Origin of the sequence: Robertmurraya massiliosenegalensis JC6 (assembly GCF_000311725.1) — a bacterium.
Taxonomy (GTDB): Bacteria; Bacillota; Bacilli; order Bacillales; family Cytobacillaceae; genus Robertmurraya; species Robertmurraya massiliosenegalensis.
This window is the reverse complement of sequence record NZ_HE978511.1, coordinates 1,001,873-1,019,847: the sequence shown is the minus strand read 5'-3', so window position 1 is coordinate 1,019,847 and position 17,975 is coordinate 1,001,873. Positions and strand designations below refer to the sequence as shown.

General features: G+C 39.0%; 14 protein-coding genes and 1 pseudogene. 13 read left to right on the top strand and 2 right to left on the bottom strand.

What is annotated here, in order from left to right:
• The first annotated feature begins 344 nt into the window (after positions 1-344).
• Both BMSHG_RS05140 and BMSHG_RS05135 read left to right on the top strand, forming a co-directional pair.
• Entirely contained in the window at positions 345-1,955 is a 1,611-nt protein-coding gene (locus BMSHG_RS05140) for a long-chain fatty acid--CoA ligase (protein WP_034658550.1), read from the top strand.
• An 836-nt stretch (positions 1,956-2,791) separates the two neighbouring features.
• Entirely contained in the window at positions 2,792-3,583 is a 792-nt protein-coding gene (locus BMSHG_RS05135; protein ID WP_019153373.1) for an enoyl-CoA hydratase, read from the top strand.
• A 51-nt stretch (positions 3,584-3,634) separates the two neighbouring features.
• On the opposite strand, the gene BMSHG_RS05130 is transcribed toward BMSHG_RS05135, so the two are convergent.
• Positions 3,635-4,864, bottom strand: coding sequence for a PucR family transcriptional regulator (locus BMSHG_RS05130; RefSeq protein WP_019153372.1), 1,230 nt, complete (start codon positions 4,862-4,864; stop codon positions 3,635-3,637).
• Positions 4,865-5,037: 173 nt separating this feature from the next.
• Here BMSHG_RS05130 and BMSHG_RS05125 point away from each other — a divergent pair, with 173 nt between their 5' ends.
• From BMSHG_RS05125 to gabT, 5 genes are read left to right on the top strand one after another with little or no spacing between them, the layout of a single operon-like run.
• Positions 5,038-6,405 (top strand): aspartate aminotransferase family protein, encoded by a 1,368-nt coding sequence (locus BMSHG_RS05125; protein ID WP_019153371.1) that lies wholly within the window; start codon positions 5,038-5,040, stop codon positions 6,403-6,405.
• A gap of 17 nt (positions 6,406-6,422) precedes the next feature.
• Positions 6,423-7,121 carry a CoA transferase subunit A gene (locus tag BMSHG_RS05120; protein WP_019153370.1) on the top strand — a complete coding sequence of 233 codons (699 nt, stop codon included), beginning with the start codon at positions 6,423-6,425 and terminating at the stop codon, positions 7,119-7,121.
• Positions 7,106-7,771, top strand: coding sequence for a 3-oxoacid CoA-transferase subunit B (locus BMSHG_RS05115; RefSeq protein ID WP_019153369.1), 666 nt, complete (start codon positions 7,106-7,108; stop codon positions 7,769-7,771). Before BMSHG_RS05120 ends, BMSHG_RS05115 begins: the two co-directional genes overlap by 16 nt.
• Positions 7,755-9,041 (top strand): peptidase, encoded by a 1,287-nt coding sequence (locus BMSHG_RS05110; protein WP_019153368.1) that lies wholly within the window; start codon positions 7,755-7,757, stop codon positions 9,039-9,041. The genes BMSHG_RS05115 and BMSHG_RS05110 overlap by 17 nt, the downstream gene beginning before the upstream one ends.
• Positions 9,042-9,060: 19 nt before the next feature.
• Positions 9,061-10,410, top strand: coding sequence for a 4-aminobutyrate--2-oxoglutarate transaminase (gene gabT, locus BMSHG_RS05105; protein ID WP_019153367.1), 1,350 nt, complete (start codon positions 9,061-9,063; stop codon positions 10,408-10,410).
• A 145-nt stretch (positions 10,411-10,555) separates the two neighbouring features.
• Here the strand turns inward: gabT and BMSHG_RS05100 are convergent, their stop codons facing one another.
• Positions 10,556-10,741 carry a YhzD family protein gene (locus tag BMSHG_RS05100; RefSeq protein WP_019153366.1) on the bottom strand — a complete coding sequence of 62 codons (186 nt, stop codon included), beginning with the start codon at positions 10,739-10,741 and terminating at the stop codon, positions 10,556-10,558.
• 171 nt (positions 10,742-10,912) lie between these two features.
• Here BMSHG_RS05100 and BMSHG_RS05095 point away from each other — a divergent pair, with 171 nt between their 5' ends.
• From BMSHG_RS05095 to BMSHG_RS28140, 6 genes and pseudogenes are all read left to right on the top strand, one after another.
• Positions 10,913-11,812: an ABC transporter ATP-binding protein gene (locus BMSHG_RS05095; protein WP_019153365.1), complete on the top strand. Its 900-nt coding sequence runs from the start codon at positions 10,913-10,915 to the stop codon at positions 11,810-11,812.
• Entirely contained in the window at positions 11,805-13,061 is a 1,257-nt protein-coding gene (locus BMSHG_RS05090; RefSeq protein WP_019153364.1) for an ABC transporter permease, read from the top strand. The genes BMSHG_RS05095 and BMSHG_RS05090 overlap by 8 nt, the downstream gene beginning before the upstream one ends.
• Before the next feature lie 170 nt (positions 13,062-13,231).
• Positions 13,232-13,432 (top strand): cold-shock protein, encoded by a 201-nt coding sequence (locus BMSHG_RS05085; RefSeq protein WP_019153363.1) that lies wholly within the window; start codon positions 13,232-13,234, stop codon positions 13,430-13,432.
• A 29-nt stretch (positions 13,433-13,461) separates the two neighbouring features.
• Positions 13,462-14,757 (top strand): metallophosphoesterase family protein, encoded by a 1,296-nt coding sequence (locus BMSHG_RS05080; protein ID WP_316245658.1) that lies wholly within the window; start codon positions 13,462-13,464, stop codon positions 14,755-14,757.
• 14 nt (positions 14,758-14,771) lie between these two features.
• The gene (locus BMSHG_RS25735) at positions 14,772-17,756 is read left to right on the top strand and encodes an ATP-binding protein (protein WP_019153361.1); all 2,985 of its coding nucleotides are present in this window, start codon (positions 14,772-14,774) and stop codon (positions 17,754-17,756) included.
• Between the two features lie 63 nt (positions 17,757-17,819).
• A pseudogene (locus BMSHG_RS28140) lies at positions 17,820-17,975 on the top strand (3'-5' exonuclease); the annotation flags it as partial.

Below are 17,975 nucleotides of genomic sequence, written 5' to 3'. Positions count from 1 at the left end.
TTGAGCCGTTTGTGGTGAAAGTATGTCACATAGAAGGTTCATGAGACAAGAATTGAATAGTTTAATAGAGGAATTGTGTCTCATGCGGAGGGCCAGGGAAGTTCACCGCCTGCCCCCGGAAAGAAAGCGCCTAGAAGCGGAAATCAGCGGAATCTTTACGAATCTAGCAAAAAGGCTTCTTGCTTATACTAAGAAGATCTGTAGGATATTTAGATTTTAAAATCTCTATAAAACAAAAAAAGGATTTCTTCCCAAAATGAAGAATCTTTTAAAAAGGTAGTCATAAACATTTACAAGCAACTAAATGTAAGCGTTTTAATTTTGAAAGGTGGAAGATAAAAGTGATGATGCAAACCCCCTTAACGATGACGCAAATGATTGAAAGAGCAGAGAAATTTTTTCCGAAAAAGCAGGTTATCTCCCGTACCACAAAAGGAATTGCCAAATTCACCTATAAAGAAATGGCAGAAAGAACGAGAAGATTAGCGGATAGCCTTCAAAAGCTGGGTGTTCAAAAAGGAGATAAGGTTGGTACACTTGCATGGAATACTCACCGTCATTTGGAAGCCTATTTTGCGATACCATGTAGCGGAGCTGTCCTCCACACGATCAACATTCGCTTAGCACCCCATCATATTTCCTATATTATTAATCATGCAGAAGATAAAATTCTACTGATTGATGCGGACATCGTTCCATTAATTGAAAAATGTCAAAGTGAACTCTCCACTGTAAAAGCATTTGTCATCATGACAGACGAAGCGAAGCTACCTGAGACAAGTCTTTCACCTGTTTACGATTATGAAGAGTTAATCCGTAATGGAAGTGATGATTTTGAGTATCCAGAGGATCTCGATGAAAATGATCCGGCAGGTATGTGCTATACATCTGCCACAACAGGAAATCCGAAAGGTGTCGTCTATACGCACCGAAGTACAGTTTTACACAGTATGGCCCTGGGGATGGCCGATAGTGCCTCATTAAGCGAGAGAGATGTAGCAATGGCGATTGTCCCAATGTTCCATGCTAATGCTTGGGGGCTTCCGTTTGCAGGAGTTTGGTTTGGCTCCACGCTAGTAATGCCTGGACCATATTTTACCCCAAAGATATTGGCAGAGTTAATCGAACAGCAAAAAGTTACTTTTTCTGCAGGAGTACCAACGATTTGGCTAGGATTATTAAAAGAACTAGAACAAAAAGAATATGATATAAGTAGCTTAAGAGCTGTTCTATGTGGTGGTTCTGCTGCTCCTAAATCGGTGATTAGAGCGTTTGAACAAAAATACAATATTCCATTTATGCACGGATACGGAATGACAGAAACAAGTCCGCTTGCAGTTATTTCCACGTTAAAAAGTTATCAGGAAGAATTATCCTATGAGGAAAGACTCAATATACGAGCAAAGCAGGGAATACTTGTCCCTGGATTAGAAATGAAAGTAGTAGGGCAGAACGGAGAAGTTTCCTGGGATGGACAAGAAATGGGTGAACTCGCACTTCGTGGCCCGTGGATTGCTTCAGAGTACTATAACGATGAAAGAACCACTGAAGCTTTTTCGGACGGCTGGCTCTATACGGGTGATGTTGTTACGGTTGATGAGGAAGGTTTTATCAAGCTTGTCGATCGGACAAAAGATTTAATTAAAAGTGGCGGAGAATGGATTTCCTCTGTTGACCTAGAGAATGCATTAATGGCTCATGAAGCAGTGTTTGAAGCGGCTGTTGTAGCTGTACCACATGAACAATGGCAGGAAAGACCTATTGCCTGTGTTGTATTAAAGGACAATTCTGAAGTCACAAAAGAAGAACTGTTAGAATTTCTTAAACCGCAATTTGCCAAATGGTGGTTGCCAGATGATGTCTTATTTTTAGATGAAATTCCAAAAACATCTGTCGGTAAATTTCTCAAACGTGCTTTACGAGATAAAGTTCAAGAGGAATTACAAAAGAATTGAGATTGGGGAAGCCAAATCTGGCTTCTCTTTTTTTTATTGTCTAGGATAAATTCCCTCGACTTGTGGATAACGTTTTCGCATAAAACAGTTGGCGTATCGGCATGAAAAAATAACAGGAGAAATTCCGCTTAATGAGCAAGCATCATGAAAAAGAGCCAAAATAACAGGAAAAATTCCTGCTATTCCTTCAAAAAATGCCAAAATAAACGATTTTGCTCTCCATAAGCGGAAAATCTTCCGTTATTTCTCCTAAAAGGGAGTCCATCGAGGAGATAACAGGAAAAATTCCGCTTAAGGGTGAGAGATGGTTGGATCGAATGAGACAAACCGGAAGCTTCCTACATTTTGTAGGAGCTATGTTCGTAAATTTGAAAAACGTTCAGAGTAGGATAATAGGAATAACTTAACAGATTTTTATGATTTGTCGTGAGTGAAAAGTTGAAGTAACGGATCAAAAAAAGGTTAGCTTATTTACGCTGTTTTCGTAATGGTTGTGGTTTTTTCGTAAATGTCCAAATTTTTTTCTACGAAAAAATCACAGGCCGACATTTACCCCTCAAATGAGGTTTTAGAACACATATTATTTTTGCGCGGCACTTTGCGTTTACTTGAACCAAATTTAACGAGTAATAATAGGGCTTTATTCCCCTAGCAACAATGTTTACGAAACCCCATGTCTTTTCTGACACCGCAATAGATAAGAATCCATTTTCGTATAAAAAGAGTCTTTTTTTAATAGAAAATTAAGTAATTTTAAAATAATGTAAAAAATACTTATCCTTTCTTTATATTGCCTTTATAATGGAGATGAGGAACTATCGGAGGGGGGAATGGAAATGACAACAGGGTTTCTGACCAATACGTTAAATGTGAATGTGGAAGGACGAGTAGCCACGATTCAATTTAATCGTCCTCAAAGCCTAAATGCGATAAACGTAGAAATGATTAAGGAATTGACCAGTAATCTGAAGGAAATTAGTAAATCGGATGAGATTGATATTGTCGTTTTTACAGGAGATGAACGGGCATTTTCTTCTGGAGGAGACATCAAAACGATGCTTAATTTGGAAGGAGATGAAAACGATTTCTTCTTCCTGATGGACAATATTAGTGAATTGGTTGTCACGATTCATAGTTTACCAATGTTGACCATCAGTGCTATTTCTGGAGCAGCTGCTGGATTAGGATTTAGCCTTGCCTTAGCCACTGATCACATAATTGCTGATGAAAAGAGCAAGCTTGCTATGAATTTTATCGGAATTGGTCTTATCCCAGATGGTGGAGCACATTTCTTCCTCGAAAAAAGAATGGGCGAGAATAAAGCGAAACAGCTTATTTGGGAAGGGAAGGTACTAACTGCTGAAGAAGCGATAAAACTGAATTTGATCCATGAGGTTGCACCTAATTATAAGGAAGCACTTCAGGCAAGAATCGACGATTGGTTATCCAAGCCAATAAAAGCAATGATTAAAACGAAAAAGATTCTCGCAGAAAAAAATCGCCCCCAGCTTCTAAAACTATTAGAGTTAGAGAAAAACGGACAGTATGCAATGAGACAAACGAAGGATCATCAAGAAGGAATCGCCGCTTTTATAGAAAAAAGAAAACCGAATTTTACAGGGGAATAATTACTTTATAGGTCAGGAATAGAAGCTTATTAATCTATTCCTGACCTATTTTTACGGATTATAATATTGTTCAAGTTTATAGGCGGCAAGTGCTAGTTGAAGGGTCAACCGTTCATCAGCAGAACTTAAATCATACCCGCTTCGATTCTCTATTTGCTGAAGGCGGTATTTTAACGTATGGCGATGGATATAAAGATGAGCTGCTGTTGTTTGTAGATTAAGATTATATTTGAAGTACATGTCTAATGTTTGAATGTAATCAATTCCTTGTTTACTTCGGTTTAATAATTTACCAATTTTCTCCTTGTAAAAATCCTCTAAGCTGATCCCGAGTTCTTTCATTTGTAGCAATAAGTGAAAGGTTGCGAGATCGTCATAATGAATGATTTCCTTTTTCGATAATAAAAGACCAGATAAATCGACTGCATACTTGGCCTCGTTGGCACTATCACTTAATTGATTAACATTCTTATAAGGTTTTCCAACCCCGATCGTGATAGGAATATGAGGATGTCGGCGTTTCCAGTTTTCAAGTAAATTCTTCGTTAGCTTTAGACTATCATGTTTATAGCTTCCATCTTTATCTGCCTTGATTTGGGTAAGGATGATCAGTCCATCTAATCTCGTCCGGAGCAGAAATTGTCTATTCGCTCTATCCATATAGGAAAAAGTGTCGTTATAAAGGACTTCAACATAACGTTTAAAAAGCTCATTGTCCGTATATTGATCCAATTTAATATGCAGGACAGCGTGATGGAGAGAGAGATTGTATCCGAGCGTTTTCCCTCTTTCGATGATGATCGAAGAGGATTGAAAGCTTCGATTAATGATTTCTTCTAAAAATTCCCCTCGTAATCGAATTTGAGTTTGCTTTACTGCCTCTTCTTTTAATAATTCCATTTGTTTATTTAAGATTTGTTGGAGGATGCTTTTGGTGACAGTTGAAAAATTAAGATGTGTTGGCAGCTCAATAAGTGGTAATTGGTGCTGATTGGCGATTTCAATAAAGACCTGTGGAATTTCTTGGAGATAAAAACCGCTGTAGATGGCGACCCCTGAGAGCTGGTTCATCGCTAGTAATCTCTGAAAATGAGAACTGTGTTCGTTTAAACCATAGCCTGTCGTAATTAAAAATTCTCCTTCTTGAAACCGATTAATGTCTTCGATCACTTCAACAATTGTTACCCATTTTATTGGATTATCAAGGCCATTTTTTCCGCCCCTTATTTTGGCATCTTTCATCGCAGGAAGAGAAATGGCTTCATGTACACTTATGCTCATTGATTGCAACCCACCAATCTAACATTTAATGGAAGTACTTATACATATTGTATAATAAACGACCACTAATTTTCATTAGTTTGGCGTATATCCATTCGTCATTTCTTAAAATAAACTATTATTATCAGAATTAAATGAAAATTACAAACTCCCCGTAGGAGGCGAGTATAGTTATGAATAAGTCATATTTAATTAAGCCATTATTAGATGGTCATTATCCTACAGCCGTGTATGGAAAAGGAATTTATATTTACGATGATGACAATAAGCAATATATTGATGGTTCTTCAGGCGCTGTAACGGCAAGTATTGGTCATGCCGTTCCTGAAATAATTGAAGCAATGATTAAACAGGCAAGGAAAATTTCATTTGTCTATCGTTCACAATTTACAACTGAAGAGGCGGAAATGTTAGCTAAAAAACTGAGTGATATCAAATTTATTAAAGATGGAGGGTATTGCTCCTTTTTTGTTAACAGTGGTTCTGAGGCAACAGAAACAGCGATGAAAATTGCGATTCAGTATTGGCAAGAGCAAGGAAAGCAGGCGAAGAATAAAGTGATTTCTAGATGGACTAGTTATCATGGGATCACGATGGGAGCATTATCTCTATCAGGGCATTCAGAACGGAGAAGAAGATTCGTTTCCCTTCTAGATGATTTACCAACGATACCAGCCCCTTATTGTTATCGATGTCCTTTCCATGAGTCGTATCCAAGCTGTCAGTTAAAATGTGCCACAGAGCTTGAAACGGCGATTCAAAGGACCGGGGCGGAGCATATAGCAGCATTTATAGCAGAACCAATTATTGGGGCGGCTGGAGCTGTCATTATTCCCCCTGATGGATACTACGAGAGCATTAAAGAAATCTGTGACAAATATAGCATTCTATTTATTGCCGATGAAGTCATGACAGGAATCGGACGGACTGGAAAAATGTTGGCGATGGAACATTGGGGAGTGCAGCCAGACATCATCACATTAGGAAAAGGGATGAGCGCTGGGTATACCCCGATTGCGGCTACACTTGTCAGTGAAAAAGTAATGGAACCGATTCGCCAAGGTTCAAAGGTCATTATGAGTGGTCACACATATAGTGCCAATCCACAATCAGCAGCTATATCTTTAGCCGTTCTAGAGTATATCGAAAAGCATAATCTAGTGGCAAAAGCAGAAGAAAATGGGGCGTACCTTCTAAAAGAACTGCAAAAAATAGCCCAACATATTCCCATTATAGGCGATGTACGAGGAAAGGGCTTAATGATTGGCGTTGAATTTGTAAAGAACTATTTTAGTAAATTTCCTTTTCGTAAGGATCTGGATTTAACGAATGCGATTGTCACGTTAGCAAGGGATAAGGGGCTATTAATCTATCCAGCTTCAGCGGGGATAGAAGGAGGAGCAGGGGACGCTATCATTATCTCGCCACCGCTGACCATTAATAAGCAAGAGATTGATCAATTAGTGCGGATTTTTAAAGAGACTTTGGACGATATTCAAAATGGTTTCTCACTTGATGACAGATACGATTCAATCAGTTAAAGGAATGGAGGGGTGATATGGAACAGGGAGTAAGAAAGAAGTCAAAGGTGACGACGTTGGTACATGCGTTATCTTTTATAAATGATGGTTGTGTCTTAATGTTTGGCGGTTTTGGCGGAGTGGGCAATCCGCCTTCATTAATTAATGGAATTCTTGAAAAGGGGGTTAAAGATTTAACCCTAATTGGAAATGATGCTGGTTTTCCTGAGATTGGGATTGGGCGATTGGTGAGTGCTGAACGTGTAAAAAAAATAATTACAACCCATATAGGCTCTAATCCGTGTGCAGGGAAACTAATGGTTGAAGGAAAGATGGAGGTGGAGTTTTGTCCTCAAGGGATATTAGCGGAGAGAATACGGGCTGGTGGTGCGGGACTTGGAGGGATTCTTTCTGATATTGGAATTGGGAGCATGATCGACAATGGAAAAGAAAAGATAGAAATTGATGGAAAAACATACTTAATTGAGAGGCCTCTTCGAGCGGATGTGGCGATTGTCCATGCCAAAAAAGCCGACACTTTCGGAAATCTTGTCTATGACAAAAGTGCTAGAAACACCAATCCACTAGTCGCAACAGCGGGGCAAATCACAATTGCAGAGGTCGATGAAATTGTAGCCCCAGGTGAACTGGATCCCGAATGTATTATTTCGCCAGGCATCTACGTTGATTACATTGTACAAAGCAAAGGGGTTGATTGGAAATGGGCATGGGAATAGAAGTGCGCTATCGAATTGCCCGTCGTGCAGCAAAAGAAATAAAAGATGGGATGATCGTTAACTTAGGGATCGGGATTCCTTCTCTTGTGCCTAATTTTCTCCCACCAGAGATGGACGTCTTATTTCATGCTGAGAATGGCGTTCTAGGGATGGGACCTTCACCTATAAAAGGGGAAGAGGACGGGATGCTTTGTAATGCTGGTGGGTTCCCTGTCACGATTATTCCAGGTGCATCTTATTTTGACAGTGCTGCCGCGTTTGCCATGATTCGTGGAGGGTATTTAGATGTCACCATTTTAGGTGGACTTGAGGTCAGTGAGAAGGGGGATTTAGCCAATTGGGTCATCCCAGGGAAAAAAGTTCCTGGGATCGGCGGTGGGATGGAATTGGCTGAGAAAGCAAAAAAAGTGATTGTTTTAATGAGCCATGTCAATAAACTTGGAGAACCGAAGATTTTACAAGAATGTACGTTACCTTTAACGGCAAGAAGATGTGTAGACATCATCATTACTGATATGGCGGTAATGGAAGTGACAGAAGAAGGCTTGGTTTTAAAGGAAGTGATGGAATCCTTTACAGAAAAAGATGTGAGAGAAAAAACAGGAGCGAGATTAATTAGGAAGGAGGAGAAAGATGAGGACAGCGAATAAGGAGCAGTTGAAGAAATGGCTTGCGGATAATCACGAAAGAGGCATTGCTCTTTTGCGACAATTCGTGCAAGCAAATAGTACACAAGGAAATGAAAGAGATGTGCAAGAGCTGGTGATGAAGGAGCTATATCGGATGGGGCTTGAGGTAGATGTTTGGGATCCTGATTTCAAGGAATTGGTGAATCATCCATTTTTCACATCACCAAGAAGGGAATTTTCAGGTAGTCCTAATGTCGTTGGCATCTTAAAAGGTACAGGGGGAGGGCGTTCGATTATTCTTAATGGACATGTAGATGTCGTTCCTGAAGGGGATTTGCACAAGTGGAAAGATGACCCTTACAGCGGGAGAATTAAGGAAGGAAAAATGTATGGACGTGGTACGACCGATATGAAGGGTGGCAATGTCTCTCTTCTCTTGGCCATTCAAGCGATTCAAGCATTAGGATTTCGATTAAAAGGAGATGTGTTGTTCGAAAGCGTCATTGAAGAGGAAAGTGGTGGTGCGGGTACATTAGCGACAATTTTACGAGGCTATCAAGCGGACGCTGCTCTTATTCCTGAACCTACAAACTTGAAGGTATTTCCGAAGCAACAAGGTTCTATGTGGTTTCGAATTGCGATTAAAGGTCAATCAGCTCATGGAGGGACTCGTTATGAAGGAGTGAGTGCGATAGAAAAAAGCATGACGGTTGTTCAACATATTTCACAACTTGAAAAAATTCGTAATGAACGGGTGACCGATCCTCTTTATGAATCAATTCCGATTCCCTTCCCGATTAATATAGGGAAAATTTCAGGTGGAGATTGGCCGTCATCTGTCGCTGATTTAGTACAAATTGAAGGACGGATGGGTGTTTCACCTGAGGAAACGATGGACGAAGCAAAAGCGGAAATGGCAAGGTGGCTGCAAGATTTAAAGAATCTTGACACATGGTTTGAACAATATCCACCAAAATTAGAATGGTTTGGGGCACAGTGGCTGCCAGGTGCGATTGACCAAGAACATGATTTGATGAAGATTCTCGTTGCTAAGTTTGAAGATGTAGTAGAACAGCCGCCTGTTATTGAGGCATCTCCGTGGGGGACAGATGGCGGTCTGTTAACGAATGTAGCGGATACGCCGACCATTGTCTTTGGTCCTGGTGTGACAGAGATGGCTCACTTTTCAAATGAATATATTGAACTCGATAAAGTATTTGTCGCAGCAGAAATTATCGCCTTAACGTTACTCGAATGGTGTGAAATCGATCATTCGAATGTAGCAGAATAATAGATAAGGAGGATTATTTATGCCCATGAAAACAGAATCAATTAATTTAGTAACGGCCATTCCAGGACCAAAAGCGACAGAGTTACTGAAAAGAAGAGGAGAACATGTCCCGCGAGGTCCTTTTAATACGGTGCCATCTTTTATTGCAAAAGGAGAAGAAGCTCTAGTCACGGATGTCGATGGGAATACATTGATCGATTTTGGCGGGGCGATTGGTTCATTAAACGCAGGGCATTGTCCACCAACGGTTGTAGAAGCGTTAAAAACGCAAATCGAGAAATATTTACATCCTTGCTTCCATGTCATGATGTATGAACCTTATATTGAGTTAGCAGAGAAATTAAATGAGATTACTCCAGGAGCGCATAAGAAAAAGACTTTTTTTCTCAGTAGTGGAGCAGAAGCAGTTGAAAATGCCATTAAAATAGCTCGAAAGTACACGGGTAGAAGAGCGATCATTTCCTTTGAACGAGGCTTCCATGGTAGAACATATATGGCCATGTCTTTAACAAGTAAAGTTAAGCCGTACAAAAATGGTTTCGGACCATTTGCACCAGATACCTATAAAATGCCTTATCCCTATTACTATCGTGCACCAGAAGGGATGACGATGGATGAAGTTGATGAACAAATCCTCAAGCAATTTCAGACTTTTTTCTTAAGTGAGGTACCAGCTGAAGAAGTCGCTGCGGTGATTATGGAACCGGTTCAAGGAGAAGGTGGATTTGTCATCCCTTCGAAAAATTTTATTCAAAAAGTGAAACAAATCTGTGAAGAATATGGCATTCTTTTTATCGCCGATGAGGTTCAGACTGGATTTGGAAGAACGGGGAAAATGTTTGCGATGGAGCATTTTGAAGTCATCCCAGACTTAATGACGATGTCCAAATCAATTGCCGCAGGTCTCCCGATTAGCGCTGTGACGGGGAAAGCAGAGATAATGGACGCCCCCTTAAGTGGTGAGATAGGTGGAACATATGGCGGAAGTCCCCTTGGCTGTGTGGCTGCCCTTGAGGTGATTAAAATGATGGAAAAAGAGAATCTTCCAGAGAGAGCGAATAAAATAGGGGAGACGATAATCCGATTTTTCCAGGAGATTCGGGATGATATTCCGTTCATTGGTGAAGTTCGAACTTTAGGAGCGATGACCTCGATTGAAATTGTGAAGAATCGGAGTGGGAAAGAACCAAATAAGGAGCTCACAGGGAAAATTCTTCAGAATGCCCACCAGCGAGGATTAATCTTAATGAGCGCTGGCTTATATGGCAATATCATTCGTATTTTAAGCCCTCTTGTCATTACAGATGAGCAACTTCTCGAAGGTTTAGGGGTATTAAAAGAAGTGATGCTAGAATTAAGGGAAGGCTGATAATTTTTAGTACATGGTAAGTAAAAATAATGAAGGCTTAAGGCGTAGTATAAAAAAGAAGGATAGGAAAACGGTGGAAATCTCTGTTCCCCTATCCTTTTTCTAATTAAAATTTATATGCTAAAAACACTTGATTGGATTTATTCTACATATGAAACAATAACAATTGTCCGCTTGGAGAAGTGCAACGATGTGTTTTTTCAAGTGCTCCTTTTTCACTTAACATCTTTTCTCCGATTTGCTTTGCTTCTTCATCCGTTTTTGCTTCGAATGCTTCGTCTAAAATTTTCTCCCCATTTGTTTCAAATGCCGTCAATTTATAGATTTTCATGTTCAAGATTCCCCTCGATTCATAAAAATAGTGATGTAAAACCTTTTGATAGCGTTTTTACTACTTTATTTTCACATAATAATAAAAATATTGCAAAAAGAAAAAGTGAGAGAAAATGAACCTTTTTTCCTCTTATATCGTATACACTAAGTGAGAAGAGGAGGTAGCAAAATGGTTTTAAAATTAGAAAATGTCTCAAAGCGATTTGGAAGTTTTACGGCCGTCGATAATCTCTCAATTGCGATTCCGGAGAAGGAAATGTTTGGTTTCCTAGGTGCCAATGGTGCAGGGAAAACAACGACCTTCAGAATGATATTAGGACTTTTAGAATCAAGTGAAGGAAAGGTTACATGGAATGAAAAGCCAATTAATTATGAAACAAGCCCAATTATTGGCTATTTACCTGAAGAGCGTGGCCTTTACCCGAAATTAAAAGTAAAGGATCAATTGGTCTATCTGGCTAGACTCAGAGGAATGAATAAGGAAGAAGCATTAGAGGAATTAAAGAAGTGGTTAACACGTTTTAAGGTACCTGAATATCTAGATAAGCGTGTGGAGGAACTATCAAAAGGAAATCAACAAAAAATCCAATTTATTGCCGCTGTTTTACATAAACCGAAGTTGCTTATTCTCGATGAGCCTTTTAGTGGACTGGATCCGGTTAATGTTGAGCAGTTAAAAGAAGCCGTCCTTGAAATTAAGGAACAGGGAACGACGATCGTTTTTTCAAGTCACCGTATGGAGCATGTTGAGGAGATGTGTGAGCATCTATGTATTATGCATCGAGGGCGTCCGGTCGTTCATGGTTCCCTAAAAGAGATTAAAAGGGCTTTTGGTAAGAAAAATTTAGTCATTCATGCTGACTTTGATTTGATGGGCTTTGAGAACTATTCGGGTGTTACGAAAGTTAAACGAACACCAGAAGGGGTTCATTTGCAAATTGAAGGTGAATACGTGGCAGAAAAGATTTTAAAGGATATTGTCGGAAAAGGGTTTGTTCGAAGATTTGTGCTGGAAGAGCCTTCTTTGAATGATATTTTTATTGAGAAGGTAGGTGCTTCTTATGAATAATTTCTGGATTATCTTATCACACACATATATGAGTAAGGTAAAAACGAAGTCCTTTGTTGTGACGACGATATTGACATTAGCGATTGTCGTCGGTCTCTCAAATATGACTAATATTATTGAGTTTTTTAATAAGGATGCCCAAGAAAAAATTGCTGTAATGGATGAAACCAATCAACTGTTAGAACCACTTCAAGAACAGTTAAACGTCATGGATAGTGAAATTATTTTAGAACAATATGATAAAGAACTTGCAGATGGTGAAAAAGCGGTTGAGGAAGGAGAGTATAGTGGGTTACTAGTATTAGAATTTGACGAAGGCAGTTTACCAGTAGCGACATATAAGTCAATGAGTATCTCTGATACGAATTCTTCTTCCGCATTGCAATCAGGATTACAGCAAATCAAAACGCAAATGGCAGCAAATCAGATTAATTTATCGCAGGAACAACTTGCAGCCCTTTATGAGCCTGTTCCGATGGAAAGAGTGGCACTAGCGGAAAATGCGAAAACAGAAGAAGAATTAAATCAAGCAAGAGGACTTGTTTATGTACTGTTGTTTGTCATTTATTTTGCCGTCATAATGTATGCGAATATGATTGCAATGGAAGTAGCGACAGAGAAGTCTTCTCGTGTGATGGAGATTTTAATTTCAAGTGTATCCCCGATTAAGCAAATGTTTGCGAAAATTCTTGGGATCGGATTATTAAGCTTAACTCAGATGGCTTTGCTTTTAGGAGTCGGATATTTCTCTATTAAGCAAAATCTTGATTCAATGGAAGGTGGCTTCTTTGACGCATTTGGCTTCGGTGATGTTCCAGTGTCAACGATCATCTATGCCTTTATCTTCTTTATTCTCGGGTATTTCTTATATGCCACTTTAGCGGCATTTTTAGGATCGCTTGTCAGCAGAATTGAAGACATTCAACAGATGATTACACCTATGACATTACTCGTTGTTGCAGGGTTTATGATTGCTATGTTTGGTCTTGGAAAGCCGGATGCGTCATTTGTCACTGCAACGAGTTATATTCCGTTCTTCACGCCAATGCTTATGTTCATGCGTGTTGGGATGTTAACTCTACCAGCATGGGAACCGATTCTTGGGATTGTGATCTTACTTGTTTCCATTATCGTGTTAGCTATATTTGGTGCAAGGGTATACAAAGGCGGAGTATTATTGTACGGAAAAACAAGCTCCTTTAAAGACATTAAAAAGGCGTTACAGTTAACAAAGTCAGATAAAAATTAAAAGTTATTTTATGGGAATATGTAAGTTTACTTGCGTTTTCCATTTTATTCTGTTATTCTAAGTAAGAATTATTTTTGTTCAGAAATTAAGGGAAGAATTATATATTTTCGCCTGGAAGAGCAAGAATAGTAATACATTTGTGCGCTTAACGCACATAGGAGGCAACATACATGGAAAATGGTAAAGTAAAATGGTTTAACGCAGAAAAAGGTTTCGGATTTATCGAGCGCGAAGGCGGAGAAGATGTATTCGTTCATTTCTCAGCTATCCAAGGCGAAGGTTTCAAAACTCTTGAAGAAGGTCAAGCAGTAACTTTTGACGTAGAACAAGGTGCTCGTGGACCTCAAGCTGCTAACGTTAACAAAGCTTAATTCATTCGAACTTTCAAGCAGGCTCATTTATGGGTCTGCTTTTTTATATGTCTTGCACTAGAACGTATATTCGCTTTTGTGGTAAAATAAAGGAAAAGTATGAGTGGGGAATGAATATGAAAAATGTGAAGTTTATCCACGGAGCAGATTTACATATCGATAGTCCGATGCTTGGATTGCAGGCATTACCGAACGCTATTTTTAAAAGAATACTGGAAAGTACTTTTAGAGCGGTTGAGCATTTAATAAGTGCTGCTATTGAACATCAAGTTGACTTTGTCATTTTAGCTGGAGATTTATTCGATCTTGAAGATCGAAGTGTAAGAGCTCAAGTGTTTTTACGAAAACAGTTAGAACGATTACAGAAAGAGAAAATGGAGGTTTTTATTGTTCATGGAAACCATGATCATCTAGGAGGAAACTGGACGAAAATAGAACTTCCTAGTCATGTTCATATTTTTGGTGAGGATGTCAAAACAAAAGTTTTTACCGCAAAAAATGGAACAAAGGTTCATTTGTACGGTTTCAGCTATCCAGAAAGACATGTGTATGAAAGAAAAATTCAAAATTACAAGCGAGAAGAAGGAGCCGACTTTCATATTGGAATTCTCCATGGGAACATAGAGGGCGGGGCTAATCATGGTAATTATGCCCCTTTCGAGGTGAAGGAATTACTCGTAAAGAATTTTCATTACTGGGCATTAGGGCATATTCACCAGAGAACGATTCTTCATGAAGAACCACCGATTATCTATCCGGGAAACATTCAAGGCAGACATAAGAACGAGCAAGGCATGAAAGGGTGTTATGTGGTTGAACTGAAGGAATCGGATGTAAAACTAGACTTCATTGAAACGAGTGAAATTATTTGGATGGAACTTGAAATCGATGCCAGTGATATTTCCGATTTTGATTCATTATATCGTATATGTGTTGAGAAAATGGATGGGGCGAGAATGGAAGGACGGGGTGTTCTTACAACAATAAAATTGACCAATCTAAATACACTTGATTCTAATTTGCTGGAAGACTTATTGGATGTACTGCAAGAAGGGGAAAAGGATGAGGAATCATTTGTGTGGGTTATTCGTTTTTTGGCTGAGGAACAAGTATCTTGGAATCGTAAAGAGTTAGCAAAGGAATCGGATTTTTATGGAGAACTATTTAAAACGATTGAAAGTTTTACAGAAATAGAAGAAGCCACAGCTTTACTTTATAAACATCATCTTGCCAGGAAGTATTTATCCGTTTTATCTGAAAGTGACATGGAAGAAATCATTGCCGATGCAGAAATTCTTTTAATGGAAAAGCTACTTAAGCAGTGAAGGAGGTGTAAGATGTGAAAATCAAAGAACTACATATATATGGCTATGGGAAATTAGAAAATACCAGCGTCGTTGATCTTCAAGATTTAACAGTGTTTTATGGGGAAAATGAAGCCGGAAAATCAACGATAATGTCCTTTGTTCACAGTGTATTATTTGGCTTTCCAACAAAACAGCAAAATGAACTACGCTATGAGCCGAAAAAAGGCTCTAAATATGGTGGACAATTGGTACTCGAGCTTGAAGAAGGCAACGTGACGATTGAACGGGTAAAGGGAAAGGCTATTGGTGATGTAACGGTCGTATTGGCAGATGGAACAACAGGAGGAGAGGAAAAGCTGAAAGAGCTTTTATCTCAGATGGACAAAGGTTTATATCAGTCGATCTTTTCTTTTAACATACATGGTCTACAAAATATCCATCAACTAAAGGGAGAGGATTTAGGTAGATTTCTATTTTCGACTGGTACAGTTGGAACAGAGCGTTTATTAACTGCAGAGGCTGAACTCCTTAAAGAGGTTGAGCGTCGCTTCAAACCGAATGGAAAGAAGCCATCGATTAATGAAAAAGTAAAGGAAATAAAGGAAGTTCATCAAGAGCTTAAAAGGGCAGAACAAGAAAATGGACAATACGGAGAGCTTCTAAAGCAAAGGGAGCAGCTTGAGGAAAGCATTCAAGCAAATCAAAAAGAGATGTACAAGCTTCAGAAGAAGATGCAAGAATTAGAAGAATGGGAAAAGCTTTTACCGATCGTCAAAGAAAGAGAGCTCTTGCAAAGACAATTAGAAGAGTTTGATGGCGGTTCTTTTCCAACTGACGGCCTTTCACGGCTTAATCAAGTACAACAGCTGTTAATTCCATTAGAAGGGCAAATGAAGTCTCTGAGAGACCGTAAAATGAAAGTGGAAGAAGAATTGCTCCTCCATGAGCCTAATCGACAGCTACTTGAAAACGAGGTAGAGATACAAAAAGTGCTTGAACAGATGACATTGTATCATCAGATGAAGGAAGAAATGGAGCAATGGCAAGGAAAGCGAACACAGACTACTGAAAAAATAGAAGAATTAGAATCGATGCTCCATCTTTCACTTGATGAAGAACAATTAAGTCAAGTGAACACAAGCATATTCATGAAGGAGAAAACGGCAAGTGCTGAAAAAAAACAAGGCCGCCTTCAAGAACGAAAACAAGAACTTGATGAACAATTCTTAAAAGAGCAAGAGGAGATGGAAAGGCTTGAGCATCAGATCGGTCAGCTTCAAGAGGAATTATTACCTGAGGGAATTCGCGAGGAGAACGAGCAGAAGGTACAAAGATGGAAACGAAAGGATGTACTAGAAAGAGAGCTTCATAGCATAGGAGACAAAATTCATCTTTTAAACTTAAATGTAAAAAAAGAGAAGGAACAGCTTCAGTACAATCGATTACAATTTCTTTTTCTTGGATCCCTCTTTGTGATGCTCATGATTTGGGGATTGCTCCAAGACCAATGGGGTCTAACGATAATCGGAGCTGTTGGTGTTTGTTTTTCTGCTTATATGCTGTTCTTTCGCAAAAAGAACGATCCAAAAGAGATGGATGTGGAGCTGCATTCTTTAAAGGAAGAAGAAGCTATACTTCAAAACGAATTAAGTGGTTATTCTTCAGCTGAGATTACCCTCGTCACAGAGCAATTAAAACGGGATCAGGCTTTAAGGGATCAACTGACCATCATGCAAATTAAATGGGAACAACAGAATGCTCAATATGAAAAAGTATTACAAGCATATGAGAATTGGGAGCAAGAAGTGAAGGAACATGGAAGGTTATTACGACAACTAGGGAAAGAACTTTTTCTTCCAGAGGATTTAGCTTTAAATCATGTACATGAGGCATTTCTTTTAATTTCAAAGGTAAAGGAACTTAAGCGGGAAGAACGAGATATTCTCACCCAATTCGTGAATAAAGAAACAAGTGTGAAAAGTTTTGAAGAAAGCCTAGAGAAATTAACTAAACTCTTTCTTTCAGATATGGCATGTTCTACGGATGAGCAAGCCTTTTTGTTAAAAGAAAAGCTAAGAAAGGAAATGGTCAAAAAGCAAAAACATGAAGCGATGAAGGAAAAGCTTCAGGAATTAATTGAGCAACTGGAGAATGTGAAAAGAGAATACGACCATCTCAATATGGAGAAGGTGGCTTTATTTGAGGTGGCCCAAGTCACATCTGAAGAAGAGTATCGTCTTAAGGGCAAGGATGTTGAAAAGAGCCAGCAAATAGCTTTAAAGATTGAAGAGCTATTAAGGCATCTTCAGTTATCTTCATTAAAGATAGAAGAAATGAAATTGATTGAACCTGCACTCGAACGGGAAGAGACGATTTCGCGAGTACAGCACTTAGAAGAAGAGAATCAAGGGCTTCAACAGTCCTTGGCAGAAGTAAAACATCAAATTTCATTGCTTGAGGACGGTGGGGTTTATGGTGAACTTCTTCATAAATATAAACAACTGCAATCTGCGCTAGATGAAGAAGCAAAGGGTTGGGCCAAGTTCATAGTTGCAAAAGAAATGTTGCAAAAGACGGTCAACCGCTTTAAAGAGGAACGACTTCCAACAATGTTGAAAAAAGCAGAGCAATATCTGTCTTTTTTAACGGAAGAGAATTATTTAAGAATTCTTCCTAAACCGGAAGGAAATGGCTTTCTGATTGAGAGGAAGGATCATATCCTCTTCGAAGCGAATGAATTAAGTCAGGCAACGACAGAGCAGGTGTATGTTTCTTTACGTCTTGCACTCGCAACGACAATATATGAAAAATATCCTTTTCCAATCATGATTGATGACAGCTTTGTTAATTTTGACCATGTTCGGACATCGAAAATAATTGAGTTGGTAAAAGGGATGAGAAATAATCAAATTCTCTTTTTCACATGCCATCAGCATTTGCTTAATTATTTTCACGAAAAGGAAATCCTGAAAATGGACAAGCTTGTAAGTGATACTAGAACGATCTCAATTCAATAGTTTAGCGAAAGAAACTCGTACACGTATGATATAATAGTTTCATAGAAAGGGGCGTCTGTTCATATGAGTAAAGGTATTTTGCAGCACGATGTTGGGGAGCAAGTGGAAAAGTTTTTGCTAATTAAAAGTTCTGTAAAAGGTACTGCTAGCAATGGAAAGCCTTTCTTAACCCTCATTTTGCAGGATCAAAGCGGTGAAATAGAAGCAAAGCTATGGGAT

What these genes read in the sequence shown, in the direction of transcription:
- BMSHG_RS05140 (WP_034658550.1), top strand. Translation starts at nt 345, where the DNA reads ATGATGCAAACCCCCTTAACGATGACGCAAATGATTGAAAGAGCAGAG.
- BMSHG_RS05135 (WP_019153373.1), top strand. Translation starts at nt 2,792, where the DNA reads ATGACAACAGGGTTTCTGACCAATACGTTAAATGTGAATGTGGAAGGA.
- BMSHG_RS05130 (WP_019153372.1), bottom strand. Translation starts at nt 4,864, where the DNA reads ATGAGCATAAGTGTACATGAAGCCATTTCTCTTCCTGCGATGAAAGAT.
- BMSHG_RS05125 (WP_019153371.1), top strand. Translation starts at nt 5,038, where the DNA reads ATGAATAAGTCATATTTAATTAAGCCATTATTAGATGGTCATTATCCT.
- BMSHG_RS05120 (WP_019153370.1), top strand. Translation starts at nt 6,423, where the DNA reads ATGGAACAGGGAGTAAGAAAGAAGTCAAAGGTGACGACGTTGGTACAT.
- BMSHG_RS05115 (WP_019153369.1), top strand. Translation starts at nt 7,106, where the DNA reads ATGGGCATGGGAATAGAAGTGCGCTATCGAATTGCCCGTCGTGCAGCA.
- BMSHG_RS05110 (WP_019153368.1), top strand. Translation starts at nt 7,755, where the DNA reads ATGAGGACAGCGAATAAGGAGCAGTTGAAGAAATGGCTTGCGGATAAT.
- gabT (WP_019153367.1), top strand. Translation starts at nt 9,061, where the DNA reads ATGCCCATGAAAACAGAATCAATTAATTTAGTAACGGCCATTCCAGGA.
- BMSHG_RS05100 (WP_019153366.1), bottom strand. Translation starts at nt 10,741, where the DNA reads ATGAAAATCTATAAATTGACGGCATTTGAAACAAATGGGGAGAAAATT.
- BMSHG_RS05095 (WP_019153365.1), top strand. Translation starts at nt 10,913, where the DNA reads ATGGTTTTAAAATTAGAAAATGTCTCAAAGCGATTTGGAAGTTTTACG.
- BMSHG_RS05090 (WP_019153364.1), top strand. Translation starts at nt 11,805, where the DNA reads ATGAATAATTTCTGGATTATCTTATCACACACATATATGAGTAAGGTA.
- BMSHG_RS05085 (WP_019153363.1), top strand. Translation starts at nt 13,232, where the DNA reads ATGGAAAATGGTAAAGTAAAATGGTTTAACGCAGAAAAAGGTTTCGGA.
- BMSHG_RS05080 (WP_316245658.1), top strand. Translation starts at nt 13,462, where the DNA reads ATGGGTCTGCTTTTTTATATGTCTTGCACTAGAACGTATATTCGCTTT.